Here is a 25,784-nt window from a genome sequence, read left to right as displayed (position 1 = left end):
CACGCGCCGATATCGTGCTCATGAATGCTGCCCGGGCGGCGGGGAGGCGCCGGGCATCGTGGCGGCGTTTCGGCAAGCACGTGCTGCTCGTCCTCGGCGGCCTGCTGATGCTCTATCCGCTGCTGTGGATGGTGGCGAGCTCGTTCAAGCCCGAGGCGTTGATCTTCCGCGAGCCGGGTCTGCTGGCGAGCGAGTTCACGACCGAGAACTACGCCTTCGGATGGGACTTCCTACGGCGGCCGTTCAGCTGGTACATCACGAACTCGTTGATCGTGGTCGCGGGTGCGGTGATCGGCAACCTGGTGTCGTGCTCGTTGGCGGCCTACGGCTTCGCGCGACTGAACTTCAAGTTCAAGAACCTGTGGTTCGCCATCATGCTGATGTCGATCATGCTGCCGATCCACGTGATCATCGTGCCGCAGTACATCCTGTTCTCGAACATCGGGTGGATCAACACGTTCCTGCCGCTCATCGCGCCGAAGGTGCTGGCGACCGATGCGTTCTTCGTGTTCCTCATGGTGCAGTTCTTCCGGGGCATCCCGCGCGAGCTCGACGAGGCCGCACGGATCGACGGTGCCGGACACCCGAGGATCTTCTTCAGGATCATGCTGCCGCTGTCGGTGCCGGCGCTGGCGACCACGGCGATCTTCACCTTCATCTGGACGTGGAACGACTTCTTCAGCCAGCTGATCTTCCTGACACATCCGGACATGTACACGGTGCCGGTCGCGCTGCGCACGTTCCTCGACGCGACAGGACAGAACCACTGGGGCCCGATGTTCGCGATGTCATTGATCTCGCTGGCGCCGCTGTTCCTCATCTTCCTGTTCGGGCAGCGGTTCCTCGTGAAGGGGATCGCGACCACGGGCATCAAGTGACCGCCGGGCCGGCGCTGTCAACGATGGGCTTCAGCCGGCAGCGTCGCCGCCGAGCTCGCGCTCGATCTGCTCGATAGTGGGCAGTGCGGTCTGGAGTGCTTCGCGCCACCCACCTGCACATGGACCTGACGGCCGGCGAACGCGAACCCGGACACCGAGCTCGAGCAGGAAGTCGGTGACGTGCTCGATCAGCGCAGCCTCGATCTCACGCTCGTGCGCTTCGGACCCCAGGCCGAGGAAATCGAGGCGAAACGGGTCCTTGAGCGATTCATGAGCGAGCTCGGAGTCGGGTTCGGTAGCGAGCTCTCGGAGTTCGTCACGGTAGTGCCGGTGCGTTCGAGCAGGCGGCTCTCGATCTGCCTCACGAGCACGTTGCGGGACCAGCCGTGCTCGCCGACCTTCGCCGGCGTACCAGGTGCGCTGATCCTCACTCGGAAGCTTGTCGAGCAGCACCAAGTGGTGGCCCCACGGGACTTGTGCAGCAGGCTGCTGCACAGACGCCCGGTCGGGCCAGGCGGCCGCGAAGGCACGCATGTACTTGAGGTTCCGTGGCGAGAATCCGCCGAGGTCAGGAGACGAGGTGCGTAGGTCGTGCGAGAGACGATCGATGATCTTGGCGCCCCAACCCCCGCGCTTGCTGCCGGGCCAGGATGTCGCTTCCGATCTGCCAGTAGAGCGCCAGCCTCTCGGTGTTCACAGCCAGAGCTGAGCGCTGCTGGGCAGCGTAGACGCGACTCTTCAGCTCACTGAGCCACTCCGCGTATCCCGACGGTGGGTCTGCCAACGCCGACGAGTATCCACAACTTGCGGACCCCCGGTGGCGGCGGGCCAGCGCACTCGACCACGCTGGTCCCACGTGGAAGGGGAGGCCAGTGGGTGAATGGCGGTTGCACGGCGCGGTGATCGATCGGGTGCTGGCCCGGACCGGTGAACTGACCGCAGATCTCAGCACGGTGGCCACGCGAGAACGACTGCGCGGCGTCGAGGCAGACGTAGCTCGTGGAATCCCTGCGGTGCTTGGTGTTGCGGCGGCCCTGGGTGTGCTGCTCGAGGAGTGCACCGACGACGTCCACGGGCTGACCGACGAGATCAGCGCCGCCGCCACCGCGGTGGCAGCGGCCCGCGTCGGTTATGACAGCGCACAGGCGGACATGGCGCTGCGCACCCAGGCGGCGTCGCCGTCGGGCGCGCGGGTCGTAGGAGTGTTGCGAGCGTGAGCACGTCACCGGACGGGCTCATCGATCCGAACCTGTTCTCGGTCAGGTCCACCGAGATCGATGCGGGCGCCGTTGACCGCGCCGCTGCCGAGATGGGGGCCGTCGGCTCACGCGTCGGAGCCGGCGCAGCCGAGGTGGCGCAGGCGTGGCGTGGCCTCGAGGTCGGGTATCGGGCGCCCGAGCAGGAACGGGTGCACGCGCTCGTGCACCCGGCGATCGCGAGAGCCGACGACGTCGATACCAGGCTCACGCGCGGGTCCCGCGCCCTGGAGCACCTGGCTCACGAGCTGAGCGTCCTCGGTCCTCGGCTCGCCGACCTCGAGCGCCGCGCCCAGCAGTTCCGGGACGAGGCCCTGCGCTCGCAGGTGGGCCGCGCCGTCGTCAGCTCGGCAGGGCTTGCGGTGGACTGGCGGGACGATCCTGCGGCGGTCCGCGCCAACGACGATCTCCTGCAGCAGCACGCGACGCTGATGCGGCATCTGACGCACGCTTCCGAGGCGTGCGAAGAGACCCTGCGCGGGTTGCACGGCCGGCGAGCTCAGGGTGAGCGAGTCCCGACGGCGTCAGCGGGTAGTGCGGTGGCCTCGCCTGAGTGGGCTGATCACCGCGGCAACGCTCCCGCCTTGCCGCAGGTGCTGATCCATGAGGAGAACCCCGCTCACCACGAGCTCGACCTGCTCGGTCTGATCCCGGTCATTGGTGAGCCAGCCGACGCGATCAACGCCGCGATCTACGCCTGGGAGCACGACTGGATCAACGCGGGGATCTCGCTGGCAGGTGTCGTTCCTGTGGTCGGGAGCGCTGGGACGCTGATGCGGATCGCGGGCCGTTTCGACGGCGCAGCGAATGCGGCGCCGCGGCTGACTCAGGCCAGACTTGACCACATCGTCGCGAGGCACTGGCCGACCGCTGGAACTAGCTCCAGGGTCAGCAAGTTTGCCGATGGCACGAGCCTGACAGACCTGAACAACATGATCGCGGCAGCACTGCAATACGGCGCCACCCGGCCGAACACGAACAGTCGACTGGGGACGATCTATGAGGTCGACCTGGGCAGGATCATCGGCGTGAGTGGTGGGCGTCCGACCTCGCGGCTGCGGGTCGTCGTCAACGACGCGGGTGAGATCTGGAGCGCCTTCCCCTTTTAGCTTGGAGACTTGCACCATGGACATCCGCCTGGCATCAAAGATCGTCGAAGTCGGCCCGTCGCCCGCTCCCGACTGGGCGACGGTCACGCAGATGGAGCTTCACTACGACTACTTCCTCGGCGACTTCACCTTCCGGGTGGGTGAGACCGACTTCAGCACCACGGGCTGGGAGTGGGTACCTCAGCTCGACTTCGCGCTGGCCCTCCGCACCATTGCGGCCGCGTTGACACCTGGAGGCGGAGAGGAGACCTTCGAGTTCACCGAGAACGGAGATGTCATCCGCTTCCGACGGGTCGGAGACCGGGTCGAGATCTCGGCGTCATACGTCAACGACACGGCCTCGGTACCGCACGACGAGCTGCTGGCCGCTGCCGAAGCGTTCCTCGACAAGCTGGCGCTGGAGCTGCTGGACGCCCACCCGGGCCTGGGTCAGAACGAGTACTTCCGCAAGGCGGTCGGTCGGGCGTACCCCTGACCAAGCCCCGCCGGCATCAGCGGGGCTGAGCGGGCAGATCGGACGAACGAACGGCGGTCGCGCTGGCAGCGCCGCGAGGTCGTCGACAGGCCGCTGTGCATCCGCCAGCTCGATGCCGGAACCCGACGAGAGGGTGGCCAGCTCCTCGACGGTGACGGCGCCATCGCCACCCCGATGCCGGAGCAACGCGCGTGCCGCTCGTTGCAGCCGGTCGACCCGACCTTCCGGCGTGGTCGGCTCCCACCAAGGCTCGCCGCGCTCGCCGAGCGCCACCTTCGCGTCGTGGACGGCGGGTCGTGCGCCTTCGTCGGTCCGGACCGCTCGGCGTGCGGTCATGAGCGCTGAGACGAGCTCGTCGCGGAGTGCGGCGGGGATCGACGGATCCGTGGCTCGCCACCGGCGGCCGTTGATCACGATGTGATGCCCGGACTCGGTGCGCTGCTGCCCGCGTCTCGTATCGTCCGACATCGAGCCATCGTGACAGGTCCACCCTTTCTCAAGTCCGACCGCAATGGCGCTCACGGTCAGCTCCACCCCGGTCGGGGTGATCTCTGGCGAGATGCCCCCGCCTTGCAGGGGCAACCTCAGTCCCACCACAGATGCAGCACCGGTGTGCCGTTCGGACCGGTGACGACGTCGATCTCGTCAGGTACGGACAGGGCGTCGCGGAGGTCGTACCGGTGGCGGGCGGCGAACCAGCGCTGCCGGTAGATGCTGCTGCTCATGCAGGCGGCGCGGTGGTGGTAGTACTCGCGCCGAAGCTCGGGCTCCAGGTCCCCGATCTCGGGTGGGAGCGGACCGAGCTTGACATCGGGGCTGAAGGCGATCAGCTCGGGGTCGTCGATGAGGACACCGCTGAAGGCTGCGTGCGCGTCTGGCTTCGGAATGGTCCGTGACGCCGACTGGTTTGCCCGCACTTGTGGGTACTTGATGATGCTGCGCAGGATCGTCCCCACCGTAGGTGAGCTGTTCCACCTCCCCGACAGCTGCGTGTCCGAGAGGTTGCGCAGGAGGCGCCGCGCGTCGGCGCGATCGACGCCGTTGCTTGAGTAGTAGGGCCGCTGAGAGTCGTATCCGGTCAGCGTTTGCCAGTCGTCGGCCTGCTCCGGCGTCAGATTTCCGCTCCGGAACGGCTCAGGAGGCATGAACATGTCCAGAAGCCAGTCTTCGCCGTCGTCGATCACCACGCGAACCACACTCCTTGGCTGCTGGTCTTGGCATCGGTGACCAGGCGCATGTAGGGGCTGCGACGTTCCTCGCGGATGCCGTAGCGCTCGACCGCCCGGATCCATGCCTGTCGCGTGATCCCGTGCTCGAGGCAGCTGCGACGCCATTCGAGGTACTCCGTGTAGTCCTCGGCTGTGAGTTCGTCGATCCATGAGGGCAGCTCGGCGGGCTCGACATCCGGCACTCCGTTGAGCAGCTCCGGGTCAAGGATGGTCAGTTCCCGCACCTGAAGTGCTTCTCCGGGTAGTTCCGGAGCGATCACCGACCCGCCCGCGCGAACGGTGCCGGGGTTGTCAGCGACGATCTTCAGCATGATGGACGCAGGTGGCGCGTAGCCGCTCAAGTCTTGCCTGAGCGCCGGCTTCGGGAGGGCGGCGAGCAGAGCGACTGCGGCCGGACTATCCAGGTCGTTGAAGTGAAGGATGCGTGTCCCGTACGCCGACGGCTTGGTGCTGATGTACGGCTCGAGGACCTCGGGGATGCTCCCGCGGAGGAGGAAGCCGATGCCGCACCGGTTGCCGCCCGGCTCCGCTTGCCTTCTCGCCAGGCCTACCTGCCAGGCCCGGCGCAGCCACCCAGGTTGAGTCCGATCGATCTCGACGTCGTCGTGAAGTGTTGTCACGCCACGAGCGTCGGGTGCGGCCGCGCTGGTGCGCTACCAGGTCGGGCGGATCTGTGGATAAGTCGGACGCGACGACAGCTTGTGGAAAACCCTGGTGGTGGCGGCAGGTTGCGGCATCGATCCTTGAGCTCGTGCTGATGGCTTCAGCCCAACGCTTCATGTACTCCGGGCGCCGCCGACAGGAGCTCGACGGTATCCGGCGTTGGGTATCGCTCGTCCCCACGGCCGCGTCATGAGCCACTCCCGGCCGTCAGGTCGGCGTGGTGGACGCAATCCACCCGGCCCTCCGGCGTGGTCGGCTCCCACCAGGGCTCGCCGCGCTCGCCGAGCGCCACCTTCGCGTCGTGGACGGCGGGTCGCGCGCTCTCGTCGCTCCGGACCGCTCGGCGTGCGGCCATCAGGGCTGAGACGAGCTCGTCGCGGAGTGAGGCAGGGATTGACGGGTCCGTGGCTCGCCACCGGCGGCCGTTGATGACGATGTGGTGCCCGGACTCGGTGAGCTGCTGCGCGGTGCTCGAGTCGTCCGACATCGAGCCATGGTGGCAGGTCTGCACCATTCTCGTTCCGCTCGCACGGTAGATGAGTCAGGACTGCCGGAACAGCCCGTCGACGTCGGGCAGCCCGGTGAACGCGGTGAAGGTGCCCTGGTCGCCGATCTCGCGAGCGGCGTCGAGCATCCCGCGCCAGGCTGCACGCGCCAGCGTCCCTCCGACGCTGATCCGCCGAACCCCGAGCTCGGCGGCCCGCGCGACGGTCATGAAGGGCGCATTGATCAGCAGGTTCACCGGCTTCGGTGACGCCGCGGCCACGACCGCCTGTATCTGGTCCTCGGACTCGATTCTGGGTGCGTAGAGGCAGTCTGCCCCGGCCTCGACGAAGGCGCGGATCCGCCGCGTGGTCTCGTCCAGGTCGGGGCGCCCGACGACGAAGCCCTCGGTTCGCGCGGTGAGCACCACGCCGGTGCCGCTGTCGTCGATCGCGCGACGGGCGGCCCGGACCCGGTCGACGGCCAGCTCGAACCCGTGGAGCGGCTCGGCGGCGCCCCGGGTGGAGTCCTCGATGGAGATCCCGGCGATGCCGGTCGCCAGCGCGAGGCGGACGTTGTCGTAGACCTGGTCGGGCTCGACGGCGTAGCCATCCTCGAAGTCGGCGTTCACCGGGACCTCGACGGCGCCGGCCACGGTCTCGAGGTGCTCGAGCGCCTGGTCGCGGGTCACGCCGGTGTCCGCGCGGCCGAGCGTCCATGCGAGGCCGGCGCTCGTGGTCGCCAGTGCAACGAAACCCAGCTGCTGCAGCACCCGCGCGCTGCCCGCGTCCCAGGGGTTCGGCATCACGAAGGTGCCGGAGGAGTGCAGTCGATGGAACTCGACGTCCTTGGCTTCCTGCACGGTCATGAGCACCTCCGGGAGGGATGTCAGCGGCTCGCGCTCCAGCCTAGACCTGGCGCACCGGCGCGCCAATGGCTGCAGCGGGCGACTGCCCCCGAGGTCAGGAGCTCGCCGTGTGATCGTCCGACGACGCTCCCAGCAAGCGGCGAACCATGGCGTTGATCGTCGGAAAGTCGGAGGCGATCGTCGACCAGACGACGTCGTAGTCGGTCGCCTCGTAGTAGTGGGTGAGACGGTTCCGCATGTCCTTGATCACCTTCCACGGCACCGTGGGGTGGTCGGCCTCGAAGGGTGCGCTGACGCGGCTGACGTTCTCGCCGAGCTTGGTGATGAGAGCCTCTGCCGCGAGTCCGGGGACGTTCGCAGAGTCGTTGGTGTACCAATCGTGCCCGCGTGATGCGAGCTGCATGCCCAGGTCGGTGATCCGCACGATCTCGTGGAGCGCTTCCAGCGTCTTGGCTCCGTAGGAGCGCCCAACGGCGATGGCGGCTGCGGCGTCCTCGCTCACAGAGCAACCGCATCACGGAGGATCGGATGGTCTGTCCGCAGTCCGCCCTCGGTGACGATGTCGACCTTCACACCAAGGAGCTCCTCGGCTTCAAGCGCAAATGCTGCGATCGTCATCAGACCGGTCCCCGATGGCACGTGGAGCAGCAGGTCCACATCGCTTCGAGGGGTGTCCGCTCTATGACGGACCGAGCCGAAGATCCGTACGTTCTCGAAGTGGAACTTCTCCGCGAGGGCAACGAGAGCCTCACGTTTCGCAGCAACAGCGTCGCGCGGCAAGGGCGAGGCTGCCTGGCGCAGCCGTGCGAGCATCGCTGCTGACGGCTTCCTCCGCCCTGCCTCGTACGCCGCGATGTTCGGCTGGGCGACACCGGAACGGGCTGCCAGCTCATCCTGAGTGAGCCCCGCCTCACGACGCAGCGCGAGCACCGTGTTCATATCATCATCATATCGCGCTAGCCCTGATCGGTCGTGCCGCTTCGATGGCCCACCCGCCCGGGCCCGTCGGCGTTCTTCTAGGTCGTCTCGATTCCTACGTCCTCGAGCCACTGGTCCGGTTGAGCGTGGGTCAGACCATGCCGACGCCGATACTCACCGAACAACGAAGGCATCACCGACAGGCCGTACTGGCGCTCGTAGGCATCGACCATGAACAGATATGCGCGGCCATCGGCGAACCATCGGTACACCTCCTCCTCGTCGGCGATCATCGCTTCGCTCATGAGAACAAACCACCAAAGGTGGCCGCGATGGCGGCGTCGTCACGTTCGAGGCTGAATCCGTCGGTCTTGGGATCGATTCGCTCGGCGATCGCCGTCAAGGACTCCAGAGGCCCGCTGATGCTGTCCTCATGCCCGAACGGCGTTGCACCGCCGTTAACAAGACCAGGGAACGCCGGCGGATCGGCCTCTGTCAGCGCAGCCACGCGCCGCCGGGCAATCTCCCAGGCCCGCTGCTGCGGGGATGACGAGAGGGAGTCGGAGTACCACGCCTCAAAGTCGGCCGGGTCGCCCGCGTTACCGACAACTCCGACCTCCGTCGCTGATCAGCTCGATCTCGTAATCCATGGTCGACTCTCTGAGCGGTGGATGAAGCGTTGACCAAAGGTACTGCTCGGCGGCGGATGCGAGCGCTGCATGCGGCTGGTCAGTAACGCTAGGGGAAGAGTCTCCGAACGTCGGTTTCGCTCGATGTTCCAGCGACTGCACCATCGATACTTGGCCGCAGTGGTCTCAGCCAGTAAGGGACCGACAAAGGCGATCTACGGCCGAACGGAACCTCCGCGGCTCCGCCTCGGCTTCCGCAACGTCACCACTGTCGCCCCGCCAGTCAGCTGCAGTCGTCGCACACACCGGAGGCGGGTAGCTGGATCGAGCATGTTGGGCAGACAGCTGGAGGTGCTGGTGTGGCCGAGCGGCGGCGTCGCGACTGCACGCTGCGCTCGAACTTCGCCGTCAAAGTGGCCGTGGCGTTGGCCGGCACATCGTTGGCCCAGCGGCGGTAGCAGGCGAGCCGGCCCTCGGCGGCGTAGGTTTCGCGCTCGAGCTGATCATCTGTTGGCGCGATTCCCTGCACCGTCAGGACCTCGTCATAGCCCACACCGACCTGCCCGTCATGCTTGTGAACAACGAGCGAGGTGAGTGGCGGTAGGCCTTCACGGTGGCAGCGATGGACGACCTCTGCCAGCATGCCGCCGATCCAGTTGCGCAGGGGCACTCGGGTTCGAAGACCTGACCGCTCCTGAACGTGCTCTCCTAGATCCGAGTAGGAGATGACGCCGCCGTAATGACTCGCCACGCCGATGAGCACGGCGAGAGCGACATCGGCCCATATGGCCTGGCCCTCGCGCGTGCCCACCCAGCGAATCTCACTGGCAGCGGCGAACGAACCGGGGCTACGGCGGTCGTCGGTTGTGGCGCCACCGGGAGTCGGTGGCGTGCGCACAAAGGTGACCTCGCCCCCCACGCGGACTTCACGTGTCCGGAATCCTGCCCACGCGGGCCGAGAACCACCCCAGAAGGCTGTGTGTTCGAACGCCGACGGCGGTAGCCCACCGACCAGTCGGTCGATCTCGTCCCAGCCGAGGGTGATGGAGCCCTGGACGCCCTCGAGCCGGTCGCGCAGTGGTTGCCAGTTGGCCATGTCCTGATCATGGCAGCGCGCTCCGACGTTCCCGCAGCCGCCCTGCCGTCGGTCTTGCACCAGCCTGCTTCGGTCCCGCCTGTGGTGCTGGCTCGGCGAATCACCAATGGGTGGCGTCGGGGTCCGGTTTCGCGGGCGGCCACCAGTATTCGAGGTCGGCGGGCTCGGTGAGAAGTACGGCGCATTGCGGGGCTTGGCGGGCAACGCGGTGTCCGCCGCTTTCGACCTCGACCTGACGAACCACGCTGAGGTCGGCGCACTGGGACGCGCTGCGTTGTTCAGTTTCGGGAGAGTGCCCAGCGGTACGAGCCGACCGGTTCGGGATCGACGAAGACCCGGTGGCCGTCTGAGCCCGCCGGAAGGCGCATGAAGTAGGTGAGCTGAACACCGCGGTGGTCCTCGAAGTCCGTGGGATCTTCCGGTTCACCAAGGAGGATCCGTTCCCCCGAGGTCAGCGTCAGGTCAACGATGCCAGCGCTCAGGTGCTCGTATCCGACACTGACGATCCGGGCGTCCTCACGCGTCGGACCAAAGGCGACACGAGAGAGGTGGTGCTCCGAAGCGACCCAGAGCAGCTCCCATTCGCCGTCGGAGACAAGCCGAACGATGCCGAGCAGCGACTCCCCGTCGAAGAGCGCTTGAGTGAGGGCGCGAGCGACCGGATCCACAACCTCGGGGCCGAGCCCAGAGCCGAGTTGAAGCGGTGGTGGCCCGATCACTGATCCATCGCGCAGGACTAGTGTTTGCACCTGCCAGACGGTAGGTGCCCGCACCGACATGACGCTGGCGTAGGCCCCGCGCGGCCGGACGTGTTGCATAGTGAATGGCGATTGGGCATGGAGGACTTATGGCATCAGGGCCGATTGACACCGCCTACGACTTCCGGCGCGACGCCACGACGGCCGACCCGGACCAGAGCAGCCCGACGCTTCGGCGCTATCACCAGCTGTTGTGGAGCAAGCCGCTGCCCGATGGCAGGGTCTTCACGCTCGACACCACGACGCCGTGGGCCTACCTGTACCACCTCTCGGAGGCGGGCGAGTTCTTCCTCAGCAGCGACTCGATCACGCACAGCTATGCGACCTGGCGCTCGACCGCAGACCTGATTGCCAAGGTCGATCCGCGCGATGTCGAGGAGTTCAGGACTCTCGGCTACACGATCGGCGGCATGCTGATCTTCCCCAGCAACAAGGTCGACGGGCGCCACACGATCAACATGGCGCGGGGCGTCCATCCGGACATCCGTGATCGGTTCGACCTCACGCTCGAGTGCATCCGACGCTTCTACCTCGCAGACGAAGACACGCCACTCGGCGAGGTGCTCAGTCGCTATCGCGACTTCTTCGAGCTCTTCGGTGACTTCCGCGGCTACGTCGAGTTCTTCCTGCTGCAGGATCTGACCGACGACGGCGGATCCGCCGTGCGCTTCCACCTTCCCTTCACGCGGTTCGGCCAGGACCCGCTGCCGCGGACTCCGGAGGAGTACCTCGCGTATCGCGATGCGAGCATGCACTTCATCCGGAGGAGGAACGTACGGATCGCAAGGAACGGCCTGTCGTGGGGACCTGAAACTTAACCACATCGATCGTCGGCCCGCCGGCGATGGCATCCAATCGTGGAAGCAGGGCGTGCACAGTCGCGGCTGTCCGCGCGGGAGGACGCCCCCACGTACCAAGTGAGGCAGCCGCACGAAGACCGACATCCGTACCGATGCACCTTTCCGGGTAAATGGAAGACGCAGCGCTGATCGACCGCCAGGATGGAGCATGGCGAAAACCAAACAGTGGGGTAGCACCATTCCGAGGATCCTGACGCCAGAATCCGAGGATAGAGCGGTCCAGCACCTAATCACCTACTTCCGAGAGGGCAACTACGCGGGTGCGAGCTTCGAGCGGCTCGGCGGTGGGGGTGATCGGCCCGAGGTCGCGGATCGCATCACTGCCGATGATCTGCTTGCGCTAGCGATGCTGTCCGTCTCGGTCGGCGGATTTGCGGCCCGGGAGATCCTCATGAGGCCACTCGCCGACGAGATCAGCGACCTGCTGCGGCAGATACCCCATAGCGCAACGATCGAGAACGAGGAGGGCCGCACCTTGCTCACCGAGCGCGACGGAGCAGCGTCGCGCTTATGGACTTCGGTGCGGAAAGCCGGCGCCGCCGCTCCGCAGCGTATGCGTCGAGCTCAGAGCTTCGGACCGGTCCGGACTAGCAAACTTCTTGCGCGCAAACGACCGCACCTGTTCCCGATCTATGACTCTGTCATAGGTCGCGAGTACGGCGCGGACGGCTCCCTTGGCTACTGGGCGTTCCTCTGTGCGCAGTTCGGTAGTGCGCCCCACCCCGCGCTTGACGACCGGCCGCTCGCCGAGCGTCTCCGTGACCTTCGCCGACGAGCCGGACTTGACCAGAACCTCTCGCTGCTTCGAGTGCTCGACGTCGTCATTTGGATGGACGGTACGGATGCAGGAAGTGACGTCGATGCAGGGGAGACGGTCGACATCAACGACGAGGATGTATGACCATGGGGAAGATCGTGTCGAGGCTACGGGCAACTGGCTCACAGCTGACGAGGAGCAACTGGTCAGCAACTTCCGCGCGGATCTCCAGCTCGGCGGAGCGATTGAGCCCTACGTCGGTTCGTTGAATGGGCAACGCGTCGTACTGCTGGACTTCATCTCCCAGGAGACCCTGGAGGAGGCGGCCGAGGATCTCGAATCTCCGCACTACCGTGAAGATGACGACTACATCGAGGCGAGCTACACGCTGGTGCTCATGACAACTGGGCAGGCGGTTCGCCACGGCTTGCTCGATCGCGGAGCGCCTGAGCCAGCAAGTGGATAGCCTGCAGGCCGGCAAGCTCGGGCTAGCGAAGGAGAGAGTCATGGCAAGGCGGAGGAAGCCTGGGATCTGGGCAATGGAGGGCCAATGGTCCGCTCGGGTCACGGACGTACGGTCGGTCAGCCCGATCCTCGACGCAATGAGGGCGGCCAAGGTTGCGGACGCCGCGCGACAGCAAGTCAATGGTCCGGAGGATCTGGTCAAGGCACTCCGGCGCTGGGGACAGAAGCAGCATGATAGTTACGGAATCGGCTACCTGGCGCTGCACGGGTCGCCTGGTGCGGTCTACACCGGACGGAAGAAGATCTCCATGGTCGATCTTGGAGGTGAGCTTCAAGGGGTAGACCTCACAGCCAAGTGCCTCCACTTGGGTTCATGTGCGGTGCTCGACGGCGGGAACGACTTTGCGAAACAAATTCGTCAATCGCTAGGTGTTCGCCTACTAAGCGGTTTCACCCAGGACGTCGACTGGTTCGAGTCCATGGCCTTCGAACTGCTCTTCTTCGCCAAGCTGGTCGACTACGTGCGACCCATAGATGCTGCGAAGTACATGGAGCGAGAGCACAGCGAGCTAGTGAGTCGACTGGGATTCATCTATGAGGCTGGGCGCGCTTCGTCGCGAAAGCCGTAACGGCTGGAAGCCTGAGCAGCCGAATGCATCCGAAACGGCATCGCTCAGCGACCGCACGGGGGGTGCCGTGGCCTCGTCCAGCGGTCTGTAGGCTGACGCACACGATCGTGAACGAATTTGCGAGCCGTACGATCAGCGTTTGTGGCGGCGGCGTAGTTCCGTGAGTTTCCGACGTGTAGGTGTTGAACGGACCTTGCTGAGGTTCAAGGGCGGGTCGAGCATCTCCAGGACTCGGTCCTCAAGACCCTCAAGAGCGTCAGGGTCGGCGACCGGAACAGCCACGACACGCAGATGGTCGTGCATCCAAGACGTCAGCCCTTGCTCATCGATCACGTCAGCTTCCCAGGCGCAGGCCAGCACTGAACCCAGGCTGTAGCGGAAGGTGGAGAACCGGTACCTACTTCCCAGGTGCATTCCGACGAGCCGCCCGCGCAGCGTGTTGCTCGACCGACGTTGACTCCGCCGTCTTGTCGCCCCTGCCAGGCCCGCGTAGATCAGTCCCGGTGCTATCTCGTGGCCCAGTCCCTGGCTCAGCTCACGCGCACCGGCGGCGTCTACCCACCAGCTATACATCCCCGGCTGGAGGAGTGCGGCATCCGCACCTGCCACAACCTCCGCAGGGGTGCGGGCGTAAGCGTGATTCGTCAGCCGGCGAACGAGTTCGTCCTGTTGCAGCAGCCCTTCGGGGACCGCGGCCGACTCGACACTCTCCCGGTCTGCGTTGGAGTACCACGCCAGCCGCTCGCCGAGCGTGAGCCCGTGGAGTGGTTCCCCGACGAAGGCGCCGGCCCGGAGCAGGCGCGCTCGGAGGTGGCGGGTGTATGTCTCACCGGCGTGAATCTCGATCACCGCGCCGGCCAGTCCATCCAGGGCGAGCGCAAGGTCGTCGGAGACCTGTCGTGCCCACGTTCCTTGCGACCCTCGATCAAGGTCGCCGAGGTTGAGGTCGTAAGGCTGCAGCACTTGGTCGGGACGGACCAGCCCGTGCTTCGCAGACAAGATGAACCACGGTCTGCCAGTCGCCTCGGCGTACGCGCGTGTGAACCGAAACAACGGCGACACGTAGAGGTCAGCCGCGGGTGCCTCGTGATCTGCCTTGGACTTGGCGCAGCTGACGAGCACGACATCCGCTCTCGTGCTCGCTGCCAGCCTGCGCGGATTCGAGCCTGGCAACTCGCGGTGCTCGGAGACGGTGGTCGGGAGCTGCCCATCAACGCCGACGCCGCGAGTGAACGTGACGGAGCCGCCTACGTCGACGTCGCTGACTCTGAAGCCTCGCCAGGTGCTCCTGTCGCTAGACCAGAACTCCCGGTAGCGCGAGGCCGAGGGCGGCAGACCGCCGACAAGCGTGTCGAGTTCGTGCCACCCGAGCGTGATGGAGCCGGAAACGCCCTGCAAGAGCTCCCGGAGAGGCTGCCAGTCCGCCACGCCATTGAGTGTGGGCTACTCGCGACGCTCTCGCCCTGTGTTCGATCGAGTGTCGCGGAAGCAGGCAGCGGTCGCGCTCATCGTGCTCGACGGCGGTCCGGGGCTGCGCACTGTCAGGTTGCAGTACCCCCCGCCGCAGGGCCCACTGCGAGTGCCAGCCACCTCAAAGTGCCACCGGGTACTCCCGGGTCGGGTGCGGAGAAGTCGCGCCAGACGGCGTCGTAGCGGCCTCGCAGTGTCCGGGTATTGGCTGCGTAGCCGTTCCCCCATCGAAGCTCTCCCGAGAGTGATGCGCCCTCATGGATGCCGAAGGCCCGGTCGTTCCGAGCTCGCGCGCGCGGGCCCGGAGGCTGCCAGAGGCGAGGCTCGTTGCTCATCATGAGGGCGACGCCTTGGCAGGAGCGCGCCGCCGTGAGGGCCTCCAATCGACTCACGTCACTGACGAAGTAGAGCCGGGCGAGGTCGCTCGCGGCATGGTTGCGCAGCGAGTACGTCTCGCCCTGCGCCGATCCGGTCCACGAGCGGGTGAAGTACTTGAACTCGATCCCGACGTCGCCAGATTCGGCGAGACAGAGGAGGTCGAGGTAGGTAGTCCGTCCAGATTCTGGGTCCCTGATCGGGGCCTCCAGCCGACACCGAACCCGGCCGTACGACAACCTCTCGACGGTCTGCGCGAAGCTGAACTGGAGATCCGCTTCGCTGTGAAACACCGAACGGTGGCGGGCAAGATCCGCCATGACGGCACCAACGGTGGTGGAACCGATCTCGATGCGCGAGGGATCCACTGTTTCCTCCCCTACGTCCTGCGGCGTCATGCTCGCCTCTCCCTCTCTAGCCCATCGACCGCTCGCATGCTCGAACCTCGTCACACGGACTATGGCACCAAGCGCACCCGCAGGGCTTCAGCTGAAGCGCGATCGTCCCCCAGCCCACGTTCCTTCAGCAGCGTGAGCATGTCTTCCTGCCGAGGCTGTCCGAACGTGAGCCTGTAGAGCGCCACGTCTTCCTTCACCCGGTCGTACTGCGGCTCGTCGCTCGAGAGCGGGTACGGCGCGACGTGCCGTTCCACGCGTGCGCTGCCGGGATACACCCACGACGGCGTGAACCCTTCCTCGTCATGCGCCGCTAGCCTCCACGCCGTCGCCCACGGATCCGTCCCAGGAGCTCGCAAGACCTCGCGGGCATGGTTCTCCGCGACGTTCCTCCGCACCGCATGCCCGCGGTATCGATCGACCCGGCCTTCGCGCTGCTCGAAGTCGACCGGGTTGGGCGGGATGTTCCAGTGGAACACCGCATGGCACCACCAGTGGAAGTCGATGCCCTCCTGCCCCACCGATGTCGACGCCAGCACGAACGGCCAGAACGGGCTGTTGAACGACCGCCGCACCTCCGGCTGCCGTGCATCCTCGGCGTCTTGCTTGCGGCCGCCGTAGCGCAGCGCGAACCTCGGCGTGAACGCCAGACCCGGCCCGTGCACGTCCGCGAGGTCGAGAGCTCGGTACGTCGAGGACCGCAGGCTCACGGCGGATGCGGCCGTCGTCGCCAGCTCCATGAGCGACTCGTCGGTCAACGGTGCTGCGAACTGATCCGCTCGCAGGTGGTGGATGTACTCGTCGAGCACCGCTTGAAGATTGCCGCGTCCCGTGTACTGCAGGACGCGTCGCCAGTACGGGCCGGGGTCCGTCACGCGTTCGATCAGCTTCGTGACATCCGGGCGGTTGAACAGGGACCGCAGACCGTTGGCGAGCACGGCGGCTGCACGGAAGTGGCCCGCGTCGCTCACGTCAGCACCCTCGAGCTGCCGCCCCAGCGCGCGCCAGGCGATGGTGCCCGGCGCGTGCAGCGCCACCAACGTCAGCAGATCGACGGCGTCCGCATCCGGCTCAGGGCGCTCCCCCTGACGCGCCTCGCGTGCGGCCGCGATGTGGGCGGCAAGACCCACCGGGTCCGACGGCGCGTCGTCGTCCTCGCTGTCCTCGGCCTTTCGTCGTAGCGGGACCAGGACCTCACTGATCGCGTGATCTGCGAGCTCCGGCCACGCCTGGGCCCGCGCGAAGGCCGCGCGCCAGATCGTGGGACGCATCTCCCCTTCGGCCTCCAGCAGCGGCGACGCGTCCTCCGAGACATCCTCGGACCCACCCACGGCTCGAGCTACACCCGGTCGCGCGCGTTCCCACGCCTGGCGCCGCGTCAGCGGCTCGCCCCCGGCCTCGGCGACCAGGCGCAGGGGATCGGCCATGTCCGCCAACCCGGGGAACGGCCAGAACAGCAGCAGCGTCGCCATCGAGGACGGCCGATCATCGGCCACCGAGTAAGAGAAGGGGAGGCGTAGCCGCTGCCGTGCCGCCGCCGTGTACTCGGCGTAGTTCGACGGACTGCCGTCGGTGCCCTGAGCGGCCAATCGCTCGACCTCATAGGACAGCAGGCTCGCGACCGCCGACGGCGTCGCCGTCCAAGACGAGAACACCAACCGCTTGGTCATCGAGACCGGCTGACCGTCATCGTCAACGAACGGTCGACCAGGCGTGAGGTACGGCATCGACGGCGGCACCCACAGAAGTCGCCACCACCCCTCGCCGATCGTGGTGTCAACGAGATGGCGCATGCGTGCGTTGCCCGGATCGATCGGCCGGAAACCCTCCAGGTCGTCGCGCCGCACCTGCGGCAGCCGCCCGAACGCATCGACCGCCTCGGCCGGCGCCTCCTTGAGCCGCGTCCCGAGCCGGTAGCCCTCGCAGAACGTCGCGAAGTACGGTGCGCTCTTCCAGTACGGGGCGGAGACGAGGGCGCCGTCGCGATCCTGTCGCACCCTCTGCGCCACGTGATGGAGCTGCGCGTATCCCACGAGGTCCTCGGCGGTGATGGGCAGCGCCCCGGCGACCACTTCCCGGAGCCCGTCGTGCTCGTTGCGCGGGCGCTCCGCACGCGTCATCACCCTGAGCAGGGAGCGCTGCAGGCGCTGCGTGATGTCGGCTGCAGGTCGGCCACGTACGACGGCGTCTCGGTACTCCCGCAGCTCGCCCGCCACCGCCTCGGTCGAGACGTCCGATCGACCCGTGGTCAGGAAGTCCAGCACCTCGAGGAAGCTGCGCTCGTGGTTCTCCTCCGCACCTTCCTCCGCGTACGTGAACGGCTTGTACGGCGTGGCGGAGAGCAGCAGCACCTTCGCGTCCGGCCAGTCGAAGAGGTGGTGCGCGAGCTCACCGGCCGGGTTCGTTGTGCTCAGCAGGTGCCGGAACCGCTGGAACTCGTCGAGGATCACCAGGTCGGGTTCGAGGGTGGCGACACTCGCCTCAGCGAGGGTGCGGCGCAGCGCACCGACCAGCGCCCGGCTCGGCCCGTGGAGGTCCGCCGGCACGGCGTCGTGCCCGACCGTGCGCTGCACGAGTTCCTCGAAGCTGGCGAGCTCGCCTCGTTCGCTCGCCAGCGTCTGGAACGTGGCGACGATCGCCGGGTCGATGCCGTGGTCGCGCAGCTCGCGTGTCAGGTCGTCGACACGGCCCTTGAAGCGTCGCCAACTCCGTACGCCGACCTGGAGCAGGCGCAGCCCGGCGGTCGTGCGCGCCCGCCGCAGCTCCAGCAGCTGCTCCAGCAGCAGGTAGAGCATCGCTCGTTCCTCGGCAGAGCCGGTGCTGGACTTCGGGTCGAACGACGTCCCGGGTGTGAACGACACGAGGTTGACCGGCTTGTGGTCCGTCGTCGGCCGCGAGAGCTCGGCGGAGTGTTTGCCGAGGAGGGTGAGCCTGCTCGCGAAGGGGATGACGTCGTCGTCCGTCACCTGCAGGCGCCGGATGTTCTGGTTGGCGAGGTCGAGGTTGGAGCAGACGTAGACCACGTCGATGCGCTCGACGCTGTCGACGTCCTGCAGGTGCTGGACGGCGCGAGCGATGACACCCCGCGCCACCATCGATTTGCCCAGCCCGGTCTCGTCGGCCACGAGGAGCCGGTCCGCGCCGACGCCGTAGAGCTGCTCGATCACGTGGTCGACGGTCCGCCGCTGGAACGCTGTCAGACCATCCAGGACCGGCTCGGCCGAGTACCTCACCGAGCACCTCCTGAGGTGAGCGCTCGCCGCGCTTCCTCGACGGCGGACCACAACGCCTCGAACCCCGGAGGCAGGATCGGCTCACCGTGGGGACCGCGGCGATCGTGCAGGCGTTCGATGACCGCCGCGAGGTCGTCGAGCGACTCTGGCCGCTCCGCGAGAGCACGCAAGACCAGCTCGAGGATCCCCGGCCCGGTCCCCAGGTCCACGAGCGACGTCGTCACGTCACCTGCGAGGGCGCCTGCCCGTTGCAGCTGTGCGAGAAGGTGCGGGTTGCCGAGCGAGAGCACGAGGAGCAGGAACCGGAGGAACTTCTCGGGCGTGCTGAGCTGCTCGGCGAGCGTGAGGTCGAGACGGTCGGGAGGGTCGCCGACGAGCTTGGCCAGCAGCACCGTTCCGGCGCTCGCGCCCGACTCCGAGGTGATCGAGACGCAGACGAACGGAGTGACCTCCGTCGTCCCCACGTGGTGGAAGGTGGCGTCGTCGATCGGGCTGCCGCCGCCTCGCTGGGCAAGCGTCAATGGGTAGACGATGCAGGTCCAGCCGCTCTCGAGTCGGTACGGGCGCGCTGCGGTGACCGTCAGCGTGTGGGTGCCCTGCTCGTCGGGAGCGACGGTCACCGTGTGCGGGATCTCGGCGATCGCGCGCAAGCGGTTCTCCAGCTGACGGAGCTCCTCGTCCTCGGGATCGGGCTCGGCGCCGCCCGTGGTGGCATAGCTCTCGAGCAGAGCCCCGAAGCCGGTCCTGGGGTCGAGGAGCGCGTCGACGCCCAGGTCCTGGCGTGCGCCGTCGAGCTGGAGCATGAGCTCGACGTTGCCGCCGACCCATGCGGCTGAGGTCGCGTTGGCGCTGCCGACGTACATCGAGACAGGACCGCGCCGTCCCCGGGTGGCTGGGTCCTCGTCGATGACCAGCTTCGCGTGCAGGCCGAGCAGGCTCCCGAGCGTGGACGGTTCGTCCGTGTCGGGGTCGGCCTCGGTGAGGCTCGAGCTGAGCACATAGGTCTCGAGGCCGGAGAGTGTCTCCGGGCTGAGGGTGTCGAGCTCCTCCTCGCGAGACACGAGGACGGTGTCACGCCGCGCCGACCGCAGGAGCTGCAGACCGTTGTCGTCGACGAACGGCGACACCACGAGGTGCCGCCCGCCCATGAACGACGGCACCGGCCCCCCGTCGTACAGGTGATGGAACGTGAGGTCGGAGACGCCGTCGATGGGCTGCCACGACACGCTTCGCAGATCGCGTGCGAGCCGGCGCACGCGGTCGGCACGTCTCCGGGGGAGGGCGAGCGCCATGTCGGGGAGGCTCGCGATGAGGTAGGCGAGGCCGTCGTTGGCGGGCTGGCGGGTGCCGACCTCGGCGGAGTCGAGGCGGACGGCGAGGTCCCAGGTGCGGTCGTGGGTGAGGTTCCGGGTGAGGACGAGCACGCGGTAGCAGGGTGCGGCGTCATCGGCCGTGAAGCGCGCGGCCCAGACCTTGGGGTGGAACAGCCCGCGTTGCGGCCGCCGCACCTGATGGATCATCGGCTCGAGGAACGCGAACAGGTCGTAGGGCGCGGGCGGGATCGCGACAGCGCCCGCCTGGCAGAAGATGTCCACCTTGTCCGCGGCGCTACGGATCGCCTGGAGCAGCGCGACAGGGTCCGGTGCGGAGGAGCTCATCGCGAACGCGCTGAAGGCCAGAGGCGGCAGCACCGCGGCCGGCAGGCTGAGCGTGAATGTGGTGGCGACGGCGGCGTCGAGCACGTAGCCGGCGGGCGGGCGCAAGCTGTCGAGGAGGATCGTCCGGTCGTCAGGCCGCAGCATCGATCGTCCTGCCCTGGTGGATGTCGTCGACGATCCGCTTCACGGTGGACCAGCGGAAGTCGAGCCGGCCGATGCCCGAGTCGCGGGGCCAGCTAGCGAGGAGCTTGCGGTTGGCGAAGCGCGACCGCTTGCCCTTGCGGCGCTCGCGGTTCTCGACGGCGTTCCGGAGCCGGGGGTCGTCCGCCACCTGCTGTGGGTCGGTCCGGACTGCGGTGATCCACGCGTCGATGAAGGCCCTGGTGGCGGGGGCGATGCGGGGGTTGACGCCGGTGACGGTGCGCCACATCTCGGGGACGTCCCAGGTGGCGAGGTCGGCCGCAGGAAGCTCGTCCGCCCAGTCGTAAAGGAGGGTGCGGTACTCGTCCAGGATGTCCACGTCGTAGCGGTCGAGGTCCGGGGTCGCGACGTATCGCTCGGCGACGAGCAGGTTGTAGAGGATCTGCGCGCCGTGAATCGCGGCGGAGAACAGCCGGGCGTGGCGAAGGTGGGGCACGCCGTCGTCGAGGAAGTCCCACGCGAACCGCGTGTCGGGGAGCGGGTCGTCACGGAGGAGGAGTGCCGCGAGGGCGGTGTCGGGGACGCTCCGGACGATGCGTTCGGTGAGGTACTGCGACTCCTCGGGCGTGAGACGGAAGCCGCCGGGCATCCGCCAGGGAAACCCGTCCTCCCCCTCGCGTCGGGGAGGCGGACTGGGGAGCGTGGGATCCCAGTCGGTGACCGCCCGCTCGGCGAGCTCGGTCGCCTCCGAGGTGTCGGGCTGGTGGCGGCCGAGATGGTGCACATCGACGCCGCTGGCCAGGATCCCGAAGCGGATGAGGCCACCCCAGTAGTAGACGGAGGGCAGATTGCGGACGTTGGCGCCGAGCGTGGCCCCGATCAGCCCGGTCTCTCCCGGCTGGAGCTCGTGGCGGAGGGCGCCGATGAGGTCCCGCTCCTGCCGCTGGCCGATCCGGAAGCACTCCTCACCGGAGGTGCCGCGGGCGCGACCGTCGCGATAGCACCACGGCACCAGCAGGTAGTACCGCGCTCGGGTGAGCAGGGTCGTGGTGCCGGGAAAGAGCAGCTCGCTAAACGCGTCACGGACCTGCCCGATCCCGAGCTCGTCGCGGCCCTCGGGCTCGACGAAGAGCGACATCAGCTCGCGGGATACGCGCTGCTCATCTTCAGTCGTGTCGAGCCAGGCGAGGAGAGACGGCATACATGGGAACCTAGTGCGGACGCACGCCCAGGCGGTGGATCGAGGAAGCAAGTCATGAGTTATGTCGGCATCGACCTCGCTTGGGGCGACCGGGCGCGTACAGGTCTGGCCGTGGTGGACACGGCCGGACGCCTTATCGCATCTGGATCGGGACGTACCGATGACGAGATCGACGCGTGGCTAGGCACCTTTGCCGGCGCGCCGCAAGTCATTGCCGTGGACGCCCCGTTGATCGTTCCGAACGAGACCGGGATGCGCGAGTGCGAACGGCTGGTCGGCGTGGCCTACGGCCGCTATGGCGCGAGCTGCCATGCGAGCAACCGTTCCCGTGCGTACATGAACCCCCCGCGCGCTGAGCTCCTTGCGGAGCGCCACGGCTGGGAGGTGGATCCGGCGAGCTCCGGCCGTCCGGTGTGCGTTGAGGTGTACCCCCACGCGGCGCTCGTGGGCCTGCTCGGCCTTGAGTGGGTGGTCCGGTACAAGAAGGGCCGAATCGAGGGGCGGAGGTCCGAGCTGATCAGGCTCCTGGATCTCATGGAGACATGGCACATCCTCGCCCTCGAGACGAACGCACGGTGGCAGGAGATCCGAGCGGTTGTGTCACGCAGTGCCCGTCCGGTGGACCTGGACTCAGTCGAGGACGAGGTGGACGCAGTCGTGTGCGCCTACCTCGCCTGGCTGTTCGACAACGACCCCGGAACCCTGATGGCCTTTGGTGATATCGAGACCGGCTACATCGTCGCTCCGCCCGCACCGCACCATCCGCCACGGCGACCGGCAAGTGCAACCGTCGTCCCCGACGTCACACGGCGCGCCGAGAGCGCTACTGGGACCGTCGAGGCACTCACCGACCGTCTGAGAGCCTTCGCCGCCGCTCGTGACTGGGACCAGTTCCACACCCCGAAGAACCTTGCGATGGCGATTGCAGGTGAAGCAGGCGAGTTGGCAGCCGAGCTCCAGTGGCTCGACGGCGAGGCGAGTCGAACGGCTGTCATCGAGGACGCCGCCCTCCGCGAACGTGTCAGTCAGGAGATGGCTGACGTGCTCATCTACCTGGCCCGCCTCGCCGATGTCGCGCAGATCGACCTACTCCAGGTCACCGGTGCAAAGATCGATCTCAACGAAAGACGGTTTCCCCCACTGCGGGCGCATCGACGGCCAGGTGCATCGCCCCACAGCAAGATGCAGGAGTAACAGACGTACTTGTGGCGGCGGGGTTATCCGCCGTCTGCGAGCCGGTCGGCCTCAACCCGCCCGAGTGGTGTGAGGGTCCAGACACCGCGCGTGGTGACGCCACGGACATAAGGCTCGATCAGTTTGTCCGTGACCATGGCGTTGCGCTCCCAGGCGGCCTGGTTCTCCCACTTGACCTCGTTGTTCGAGGGCTGCCGCCGGCGGTCATCCCGCGTCAAGCCGGCGCCAAAGCGTTCGTCGATCCGGTCGAGGACCTTCTCCTTCGTCGCAGACCCTCCTAGGTCGCGGAGTGCCAGCAGAACGAAGTCTCTGAGCACTGACTGTGGCGTCAGGCCCGTCACTCGGACTGTGGAGACCTTCTCCTTCGGCCGTGACGGTTCACCAACGACGTATGCAGCCGAGGGATTGCCAACCAACGGAGTACCGCCAGTGACTTGAGCCACGGTTCCCCGCCTTAGCACCAGGGACTTCAGCAGTTCCTGAGTCTCGGGATCGGTTGAGTACACCAGCGTCCCGCGCATCCCGCGCGTGAGGAGGACCTTATAGACGTTCCGCACGAGCCGGTCGAACTCCACGTCACTCACAGCCGAGCGGGATCGGAACGCCGGATCTCGATTTGCCTCCCGTACGGCGACCCATCGGTCGGTGCGCCACACGAGGTCGGGGCCGAGGATCACGCCGTTCCAGTCGTACTCGAATCCCTGCGCGGTGTAGACACAGCCGACCTGCTCGAAGCCGCCCAACTCGGTTGCCCAGAGCTGTGACGGCGGCGCGTCGCCCACGCGCCGATCGCCCTTGACGTTCCACGGGCGCTGCCACGAACCGATCGTGACGTCAGGGACGAGCTGCCCGTCCTTCGTCGGGTCGCTCCACCGCCAGCAATAGCCTGCGGTCATACGGGCAGTCGCCCCGCCGTCGTGGTGCAGGAGCAGGCGAGCCTCGAGCTCTTCGGGACTGTCGACGGCGTCGAGCGAGTAGGTGGGCTCGTCACCCCGCCAGGGCTGTGGGCCACCCGGAGCGAGGCCGAGAAGGCTGAGCACCCAGCTGATGTAGGCCTCACTCCCGCCGGCGCGGAACTGGGCGTTGAGGTCGACGTGTCTGATGTCGATCCCGCGTTCTTCTGCACGGCTCTCGATGAGGTCGATGGAGCCGACTTCACCCGGGCGGACCACTTGATGCTCGTCGAGGAGGAACACGGGCACGCGGGCGGCGTCGAGGAGCTCGTCGATCTGCGGACCCGCGTGCTCGCGAACCACCTTGGACGTGTACCGGTTGACGGACTTGTCCCGGATACGGTGCGCCTCGTCGAGGATAAGGACGTCGAGACCGTTGCGGTCGGCGTTCATGAACGAGTTGAAGTACTTGAAGAGCGACTGCGTCTCACGGGAGCGGTGTCCCGCCACCTTGCGCAGCGTCTGCGTGAAGCTCTGAGAGCCGGTCGCATGGAGCGCGGCTCGCCCGCTTCGAGCGAGCTCACCAAGGAGGGCGAGAGCGATGACACTCTTGCCCGAGCCCGGTCCGCCCGAGATCACGACGGCGGTCTTGTGATCTTCGCGTCGAGCCGCCTCGACCTCGTGCAGCACGAGTTGATAGGCGACGCGCTGCTCGTCGAGGAGGATGAAGTTCTCGCGCTCGCGGATCTCGGCGGCCGCAACTGTGAGCAGGCGCTTCGAGGGGCGGATCGCGGACCCGAGGAGGACATCGGCCGCGCTGCGGCCAGGTTCGTCAGAGAACTGGCCTCGCAGAAAATCGACAAACTCGCCGCGACGCTGGCCGGTGAACACCGGCGCTTGATGTGCGGCCGGGACGGACCACAGCTCGGCGACGCCGGTATCGGCCGCGTTGTGCAGGTAGGCGACGCCTTGAATCGAAGCGTGGGTGGCGTCGATCGACGTGGTGAAGTCGCGGAGGTAGCCGACGTACCCAGCCACCTGGAGCGACGGGTGCAGTACGGGTCGGTAGGCGGCGCCTGGTACCTCGACGAGCATGTCGTCGTCCTCCCACCGGTGCGCATTCGACCATTGCTTGAGTTCGACCACCACGTACGAGGGATGGCCAGTGCGTGGGTGCACGCCCGCGAGAACGGCATCGGTCCGCTTCGAGCTCAGCGGTAGGCGATGCTCAAGCAGAACCTCGATGTGGCCAAGGTCGGCGTCGACCAGGTCTCGGCCAAGTACGGGCAGCGACGCCCGCCACGACTGCCGTTCCGAGGCCGACGGCGAGGCGCCCGAGTAGGCGAGTGTCCGCGCGAGCTGCTCCTCCCCGGGTGAGGGCGGCTCGAACATCCGCACCAGATCGGCCGCCTGCAGGCGGTACGTCGACGCCATCTGTCTCCCCGGGCAGCACGATTACTCGTGCGGTGGGGGACATGTCGCACGCGAAGTCCGTCGGTACCGCTAGCCCACGAGAATAGGGGATTGGAAACGCTGGCCGCGAAGTACTCACCGCTACGTGCCGCGCCACATCGTTCGGCCCTGACGATTCTCTACGGGAGGCTCCCGGTCCGGGCGTCGAACGAAGGGTCTGAGGCAAAGGTCGCGAACCCGCTCCGCGAGACCACACGCTCGATCCGTGAGGCATGACGCCCTCGACACAGCCGCGGTGCACAACTTCGACGGTGAGACCGCAGCGGAAGTGCTCGACGCGATCGTCATCTCGACGGCGTCTACGGGTCCCCAGGCCGCCGGATGCCACCGCACCGTGAATAGGGGCCGGAGAGCGCGGGGACTGACTGGGCACACACCACTTGCCGGAGCCCCGGCACAAGGACTCAGAGCGTCGCCTCACGGCGGCCCCGCTACTTGCTCCGGGCGCGGCCCCTACAGAGTCATCGTTTCCGATCGCGCGGGCGGCATCGCCCTGCCCCGCGCCCGCCGCAAGGGATGATCGCTCACGACACCGAGTCACACAGATGGATATCCTGCCGGGCGGCCACTGCCAAACTGGAATCGTAGCCATGATGAAGGCACATGCTTCCCATGCCGAGTGCCCAACGGTACCCATTTGCTCATCCATTAAGACACCGTAGAACTGGCAGCGCGCCG

The 25,784-nt window shown here is 67.1% G+C and carries 26 protein-coding genes and 1 pseudogene; 9 read left to right on the top strand and 18 right to left on the bottom strand.

Features of this window, described 5'->3' with window-relative positions; genetic code table 11:
* Positions 1–20: 20 nt before the first annotated feature.
* Positions 21–878, top strand: a complete 858-nt coding sequence (locus GPA03_RS19030) for a carbohydrate ABC transporter permease (RefSeq protein WP_241681400.1) — start codon at positions 21–23, stop codon at positions 876–878.
* Positions 879–908: 30 nt separating this feature from the next.
* Here GPA03_RS19030 and GPA03_RS23080 read toward each other — a convergent pair whose 3' ends face one another.
* Positions 909–1,262, bottom strand: coding sequence for a PDDEXK nuclease domain-containing protein (locus tag GPA03_RS23080; protein ID WP_277755259.1), 354 nt, complete (start codon positions 1,260–1,262; stop codon positions 909–911).
* Positions 1,263–1,280: 18 nt separating this feature from the next.
* Positions 1,281–1,508 (bottom strand): annotated as a pseudogene (locus GPA03_RS23075) (DUF1016 N-terminal domain-containing protein); the annotation flags it as partial.
* 257 nt (positions 1,509–1,765) lie between these two features.
* On the opposite strand from GPA03_RS23075, the gene GPA03_RS19020 reads away from it, so the two are divergent.
* The 3 genes from GPA03_RS19020 to GPA03_RS19010 are packed head-to-tail and all read left to right on the top strand — an operon-like array spanning position 1,766 to position 3,718.
* Positions 1,766–2,095 carry a hypothetical protein gene (locus GPA03_RS19020; protein ID WP_156253642.1) on the top strand — a complete coding sequence of 110 codons (330 nt, stop codon included), beginning with the start codon at positions 1,766–1,768 and terminating at the stop codon, positions 2,093–2,095.
* Positions 2,092–3,243, top strand: a complete 1,152-nt coding sequence (locus GPA03_RS19015; RefSeq protein WP_156253641.1) for a hypothetical protein — start codon at positions 2,092–2,094, stop codon at positions 3,241–3,243. The genes GPA03_RS19020 and GPA03_RS19015 overlap by 4 nt, the downstream gene beginning before the upstream one ends.
* A gap of 16 nt (positions 3,244–3,259) precedes the next feature.
* On the top strand, positions 3,260–3,718 hold the full coding sequence (locus tag GPA03_RS19010) for a hypothetical protein (RefSeq protein WP_156253640.1): 459 nt from the start codon (positions 3,260–3,262) through the stop codon (positions 3,716–3,718).
* Between the two features lie 584 nt (positions 3,719–4,302).
* Here GPA03_RS19010 and GPA03_RS19005 read toward each other — a convergent pair.
* The 10 genes from GPA03_RS19005 to GPA03_RS18960 form a co-directional block, all read right to left on the bottom strand.
* A complete protein-coding gene (locus GPA03_RS19005; protein WP_156253639.1) occupies positions 4,303–4,905 on the bottom strand; it encodes a hypothetical protein in 603 nt (200 codons plus the stop codon).
* On the bottom strand, positions 4,899–5,567 hold the full coding sequence (locus tag GPA03_RS19000) for a hypothetical protein (protein ID WP_156253638.1): 669 nt from the start codon (positions 5,565–5,567) through the stop codon (positions 4,899–4,901). The genes GPA03_RS19005 and GPA03_RS19000 overlap by 7 nt, the downstream gene beginning before the upstream one ends.
* A 230-nt stretch (positions 5,568–5,797) precedes the next feature.
* Positions 5,798–6,097, bottom strand: coding sequence for a hypothetical protein (locus tag GPA03_RS18995; RefSeq protein ID WP_194239543.1), 300 nt, complete (start codon positions 6,095–6,097; stop codon positions 5,798–5,800).
* Between the two features lie 54 nt (positions 6,098–6,151).
* Positions 6,152–6,961 (bottom strand): isocitrate lyase/PEP mutase family protein, encoded by an 810-nt coding sequence (locus tag GPA03_RS18990; RefSeq protein WP_156253637.1) that lies wholly within the window; start codon positions 6,959–6,961, stop codon positions 6,152–6,154.
* 94 nt (positions 6,962–7,055) lie between these two features.
* Positions 7,056–7,463: a HepT-like ribonuclease domain-containing protein gene (locus tag GPA03_RS18985; RefSeq protein WP_241681384.1), complete on the bottom strand. Its 408-nt coding sequence runs from the start codon at positions 7,461–7,463 to the stop codon at positions 7,056–7,058.
* Positions 7,460–7,900, bottom strand: a complete 441-nt coding sequence (locus tag GPA03_RS18980; protein ID WP_156253636.1) for a helix-turn-helix domain-containing protein — start codon at positions 7,898–7,900, stop codon at positions 7,460–7,462. Before GPA03_RS18980 ends, GPA03_RS18985 begins: the two co-directional genes overlap by 4 nt.
* A 77-nt stretch (positions 7,901–7,977) precedes the next feature.
* Positions 7,978–8,184, bottom strand: coding sequence for a hypothetical protein (locus tag GPA03_RS18975; RefSeq protein WP_156253635.1), 207 nt, complete (start codon positions 8,182–8,184; stop codon positions 7,978–7,980).
* Positions 8,181–8,387, bottom strand: coding sequence for a hypothetical protein (locus GPA03_RS18970; protein WP_156253634.1), 207 nt, complete (start codon positions 8,385–8,387; stop codon positions 8,181–8,183). The genes GPA03_RS18975 and GPA03_RS18970 overlap by 4 nt, the downstream gene beginning before the upstream one ends.
* 404 nt (positions 8,388–8,791) lie before the next feature.
* Positions 8,792–9,604 (bottom strand): DUF7662 domain-containing protein, encoded by an 813-nt coding sequence (locus GPA03_RS18965; RefSeq protein WP_156253633.1) that lies wholly within the window; start codon positions 9,602–9,604, stop codon positions 8,792–8,794.
* A 278-nt stretch (positions 9,605–9,882) separates the two neighbouring features.
* The gene (locus GPA03_RS18960) at positions 9,883–10,353 is read right to left on the bottom strand and encodes a hypothetical protein (protein WP_156253632.1); all 471 of its coding nucleotides are present in this window, start codon (positions 10,351–10,353) and stop codon (positions 9,883–9,885) included.
* Between the two features lie 98 nt (positions 10,354–10,451).
* Here GPA03_RS18960 and GPA03_RS18955 point away from each other — a divergent pair, with 98 nt between their 5' ends.
* The 4 genes from GPA03_RS18955 (at position 10,452) to GPA03_RS18940 (ending at position 13,073) form a co-directional block, all read left to right on the top strand.
* Entirely contained in the window at positions 10,452–11,180 is a 729-nt protein-coding gene (locus tag GPA03_RS18955) for a DUF6994 family protein (protein WP_156253631.1), read from the top strand.
* 190 nt (positions 11,181–11,370) lie between these two features.
* A complete protein-coding gene (locus GPA03_RS18950; protein WP_156253630.1) occupies positions 11,371–12,123 on the top strand; it encodes a DUF6308 family protein in 753 nt (250 codons plus the stop codon).
* Positions 12,116–12,445: a hypothetical protein gene (locus GPA03_RS18945; protein ID WP_156253629.1), complete on the top strand. Its 330-nt coding sequence runs from the start codon at positions 12,116–12,118 to the stop codon at positions 12,443–12,445. The genes GPA03_RS18950 and GPA03_RS18945 overlap by 8 nt, the downstream gene beginning before the upstream one ends.
* Before the next feature lie 40 nt (positions 12,446–12,485).
* Positions 12,486–13,073: a DUF6642 family protein gene (locus tag GPA03_RS18940; RefSeq protein WP_421958434.1), complete on the top strand. Its 588-nt coding sequence runs from the start codon at positions 12,486–12,488 to the stop codon at positions 13,071–13,073.
* A gap of 132 nt (positions 13,074–13,205) precedes the next feature.
* On the opposite strand, the gene GPA03_RS18935 is transcribed toward GPA03_RS18940, so the two are convergent.
* The 5 genes from GPA03_RS18935 to GPA03_RS18915 all read right to left on the bottom strand — a co-directional run bounded on the left by GPA03_RS18935 (position 13,206) and on the right by GPA03_RS18915 (position 21,546).
* Positions 13,206–14,501 carry a DUF6884 domain-containing protein gene (locus GPA03_RS18935; RefSeq protein WP_206673645.1) on the bottom strand — a complete coding sequence of 432 codons (1,296 nt, stop codon included), beginning with the start codon at positions 14,499–14,501 and terminating at the stop codon, positions 13,206–13,208.
* A gap of 113 nt (positions 14,502–14,614) precedes the next feature.
* The gene (locus tag GPA03_RS18930) at positions 14,615–15,316 is read right to left on the bottom strand and encodes a hypothetical protein (protein WP_206673644.1); all 702 of its coding nucleotides are present in this window, start codon (positions 15,314–15,316) and stop codon (positions 14,615–14,617) included.
* Between the two features lie 59 nt (positions 15,317–15,375).
* The gene (locus GPA03_RS18925; RefSeq protein WP_156253627.1) at positions 15,376–18,546 is read right to left on the bottom strand and encodes a helicase; all 3,171 of its coding nucleotides are present in this window, start codon (positions 18,544–18,546) and stop codon (positions 15,376–15,378) included.
* The gene (locus GPA03_RS18920; protein ID WP_156253626.1) at positions 18,543–20,348 is read right to left on the bottom strand and encodes a phospholipase D family protein; all 1,806 of its coding nucleotides are present in this window, start codon (positions 20,346–20,348) and stop codon (positions 18,543–18,545) included. The genes GPA03_RS18925 and GPA03_RS18920 overlap by 4 nt, the downstream gene beginning before the upstream one ends.
* Entirely contained in the window at positions 20,335–21,546 is a 1,212-nt protein-coding gene (locus GPA03_RS18915; protein ID WP_162458434.1) for a DUF6361 family protein, read from the bottom strand. Before GPA03_RS18915 ends, GPA03_RS18920 begins: the two co-directional genes overlap by 14 nt.
* Before the next feature lie 54 nt (positions 21,547–21,600).
* Between GPA03_RS18915 and GPA03_RS18910 the strand changes: the two genes are divergently transcribed.
* Positions 21,601–22,740, top strand: coding sequence for a DUF429 domain-containing protein (locus GPA03_RS18910; protein ID WP_162458433.1), 1,140 nt, complete (start codon positions 21,601–21,603; stop codon positions 22,738–22,740).
* Positions 22,741–22,763: 23 nt separating this feature from the next.
* Here GPA03_RS18910 and GPA03_RS18905 read toward each other — a convergent pair whose 3' ends face one another.
* Positions 22,764–25,067 carry a DNA/RNA helicase domain-containing protein gene (locus GPA03_RS18905; RefSeq protein WP_162458432.1) on the bottom strand — a complete coding sequence of 768 codons (2,304 nt, stop codon included), beginning with the start codon at positions 25,065–25,067 and terminating at the stop codon, positions 22,764–22,766.
* Between the last annotated feature and the right edge of the window lie 717 nt (positions 25,068–25,784).

Source organism: Pseudactinotalea terrae, assembly GCF_009733845.1.
GTDB lineage: Bacteria > Actinomycetota > Actinomycetes > Actinomycetales > Beutenbergiaceae > Pseudactinotalea > Pseudactinotalea terrae.
Note: the sequence above shows the minus strand (reverse complement) of the source record. Positions and strands in the feature narration are given on the sequence as shown.

Coding starts and splice junctions, on each gene's coding strand:
- GPA03_RS19030 (WP_241681400.1), top strand. CDS start 21: ATGAATGCTGCCCGGGCGGCGGGGAGGCGCCGGGCATCGTGGCGGCGT.
- GPA03_RS19010 (WP_156253640.1), top strand. CDS start 3,260: ATGGACATCCGCCTGGCATCAAAGATCGTCGAAGTCGGCCCGTCGCCC.
- GPA03_RS18995 (WP_194239543.1), bottom strand. CDS start 6,097: ATGTCGGACGACTCGAGCACCGCGCAGCAGCTCACCGAGTCCGGGCAC.
- GPA03_RS18990 (WP_156253637.1), bottom strand. CDS start 6,961: ATGACCGTGCAGGAAGCCAAGGACGTCGAGTTCCATCGACTGCACTCC.
- GPA03_RS18980 (WP_156253636.1), bottom strand. CDS start 7,900: ATGAACACGGTGCTCGCGCTGCGTCGTGAGGCGGGGCTCACTCAGGAT.
- GPA03_RS18975 (WP_156253635.1), bottom strand. CDS start 8,184: ATGAGCGAAGCGATGATCGCCGACGAGGAGGAGGTGTACCGATGGTTC.
- GPA03_RS18965 (WP_156253633.1), bottom strand. CDS start 9,604: ATGGCCAACTGGCAACCACTGCGCGACCGGCTCGAGGGCGTCCAGGGC.
- GPA03_RS18955 (WP_156253631.1), top strand. CDS start 10,452: ATGGCATCAGGGCCGATTGACACCGCCTACGACTTCCGGCGCGACGCC.
- GPA03_RS18950 (WP_156253630.1), top strand. CDS start 11,371: ATGGCGAAAACCAAACAGTGGGGTAGCACCATTCCGAGGATCCTGACG.
- GPA03_RS18945 (WP_156253629.1), top strand. CDS start 12,116: ATGTATGACCATGGGGAAGATCGTGTCGAGGCTACGGGCAACTGGCTC.
- GPA03_RS18940 (WP_421958434.1), top strand. CDS start 12,486: ATGGCAAGGCGGAGGAAGCCTGGGATCTGGGCAATGGAGGGCCAATGG.
- GPA03_RS18930 (WP_206673644.1), bottom strand. CDS start 15,316: ATGACGCCGCAGGACGTAGGGGAGGAAACAGTGGATCCCTCGCGCATC.
- GPA03_RS18920 (WP_156253626.1), bottom strand. CDS start 20,348: ATGCTGCGGCCTGACGACCGGACGATCCTCCTCGACAGCTTGCGCCCG.
- GPA03_RS18915 (WP_162458434.1), bottom strand. CDS start 21,546: ATGCCGTCTCTCCTCGCCTGGCTCGACACGACTGAAGATGAGCAGCGC.
- GPA03_RS18910 (WP_162458433.1), top strand. CDS start 21,601: ATGAGTTATGTCGGCATCGACCTCGCTTGGGGCGACCGGGCGCGTACA.
- GPA03_RS18905 (WP_162458432.1), bottom strand. CDS start 25,067: ATGGCGTCGACGTACCGCCTGCAGGCGGCCGATCTGGTGCGGATGTTC.